The sequence below is a fragment of the Corynebacterium sp. CCUG 71335 genome (assembly GCF_024454075.1).
In the GTDB taxonomy this organism is placed as follows: Bacteria; Actinomycetota; Actinomycetes; order Mycobacteriales; family Mycobacteriaceae; genus Corynebacterium; species Corynebacterium genitalium.
Map to the genome: position 1 here is coordinate 1 of NZ_JAGPYY010000022.1, position 2,088 is coordinate 2,088.

At 48.5% G+C, this 2,088-nt stretch carries 2 protein-coding genes; both read left to right on the forward strand.

Going from position 1 to position 2,088, the window contains the following annotated elements; translation table 11 throughout:
• Positions 1 to 531: 531 nt before the first annotated feature.
• Positions 532 to 834, forward strand: a complete 303-nt coding sequence (locus tag KBX19_RS11210; RefSeq protein WP_083770279.1) for a helix-turn-helix transcriptional regulator — start codon at positions 532 to 534, stop codon at positions 832 to 834.
• The gene (locus KBX19_RS11215) at positions 827 to 1,996 is read left to right on the forward strand and encodes an MFS transporter (protein WP_255994843.1); all 1,170 of its coding nucleotides are present in this window, start codon (positions 827 to 829) and stop codon (positions 1,994 to 1,996) included. Before KBX19_RS11210 ends, KBX19_RS11215 begins: the two co-directional genes overlap by 8 nt.
• Positions 1,997 to 2,088: the final 92 nt, after the last annotated feature.

Sequence of the window (2,088 nt, forward strand, 5' to 3'; positions counted from 1 at the left end):
TGTCCTTGAACTCGTCACTGAACTTCCTAGGCATGATCCAATCCTCCTCTAGAAACGATCGGAACTAAACCCAGGACGCTTCAAAAGTGGGTAATTACGGTTATCTACCGTGAAAAATTCGCACCGTAGTGAGTTACATCCTGCTAACCACTAGAAAACTTGGAATATCCGCCTCTATCCATTCATCAGCATGCAGGTTCTCCTGCCTAACCTGTCCATCTCAACGAGATCTGATCAGAAGCTGCGAGGGGATATTGAAGGTTGGCACCTACCAAAGTGGATGATTGTCGAGGAACCCAGAGTCTCGATCGCAATCTACTGATTTCCCGGACATCTAAAAGAGCTTAACTGTCTTTAGAGGGCCAAAAATTCGGTCAATTTCCGCAGGTAGAACGCGATTGCTCACTGTGAAGACGGGATCCGTTTACCTAACGCGTAGTTACGGAAGCCGGCCTGCGGCGCGAGTAATTGTTCAACTATTGTTGCACGATTGTCGTTTGGCGATTACCTTGCGCACAGGGAGGATATGGCATGAATTCAAGACAGTACACACACCCCACTTTGGAAGAAATATCGCTCGAACAGATATTTTCTGCCCTATCTGATCCTGTCCGGTTGCAAATTCTAAAAACTCTTTCTGATGGGTCCGAAAGAGACAGCATTACTCTCGCAGAAGATCTGCCCAGGTCTACCCTCAGCTACCACACACGGAAGCTGAGGGAGTGTGGTCTTACCTGGACGCGTAGTCAAGGTAGATCCTGCCTAATCTCACTTCGAAAAGAAGTCAATGAGAAGTTTCCAGGATTATTGGAAGGAATAATTCGAAATGCTTAAAAAGCTGTGGCCCTACCTATTGGGAAGCGTGGCCTTAGGGTTAGACGCATACGTCATTGCAGGCTTATTGTCCAACATCGCGAAAGACTTGGACGCATCCGAGTCCATCATCGGTTTGGGAGTAACTGCTTTCACCGCAGCATACGCCTTATCGGGACCGATCCTCTCAGGAAAAGCTGGAGTACATGCCCGCAAGAGCTTAGTAATTGGCATTATTGTATTTTCGCTGGCAAACCTCGCCACTGCACTCTCCCCTAACGCTGTGACCTTCATTTTATCGCGCGTAATAGCAGGCTCTGCAGCGGGCGTCTATTCTCCACTATCGTCCGCAGTTGCGGCCCACAGCGTACCTGAAGAGAAAAGCGGCAAAGCCCTCTCTCTTGTTCTAGCAGGCCTCGCTCTAGGTACTGTTCTCGGTGTCCCCACCGGCTTAATCATTGCAACTAATTTCGGGTGGCGGTTAACTATCGCGATGATTACTGCAATAGGAGTAATTGCACTCCTAGGGGTGGCCCTCAATAAAAAGCAAACGGTTCCGACTATTCCTGCATCTTCCTTCAAGGAGCGGGCAAAGGTCATGGCAAAAAAGACTAATATATTCACTATATTAGTGACGTTATTTGTGGGCACCGCTTCCCTAGGTCTCTACACCTACATATCGACGGTGCTAGCGCATACCCCTCTAGACAATCATCAGATTGTGGGAATCTGGGTATGGGGAATTGGCGGCGCTATCGGCGCTTTTGGGGTAGGGCATCTACTTGATGGGTTTAGAAAGCCAAGAACACTCACTTTGAGCATTATCTGCGCAATGGCCCTATCTTTCATTGCTATACTGTTCGGTGCAACGAACATGATCGTGGTTGTCACAGCCATCTTTGCTTGGGGTCTACTGGGGTGGTCTTCGCTGGCCCCTCAACAAAAAACTCTCCTTGAGACGAATCCTTCAGATGGGGCTACCGCTGTAGCGGCAAATTCATCAGCCAACTATTTGGGCTCAGCCCTTGGTTCCGCACTTGGAGCTTTAGTAGTTCCTAATTTCGACTTTCTACTTTGGGGCGCGCTCGCGTTCGTTCTCTTGGGGGGGATTATGCATGGTTTCGCAGTTAGGGAAGAAAAGCGAGCGTCCTATGTGCAACCACATAATTCGGCTACAGTTTAATTCTATTTAACTTATAGAGAGTGTCAGGATGTTTGTGTGTGAGGCTCTGATTGAGAGGGAGTTTCACCGATAATGACTAGGGTGTCACCGAA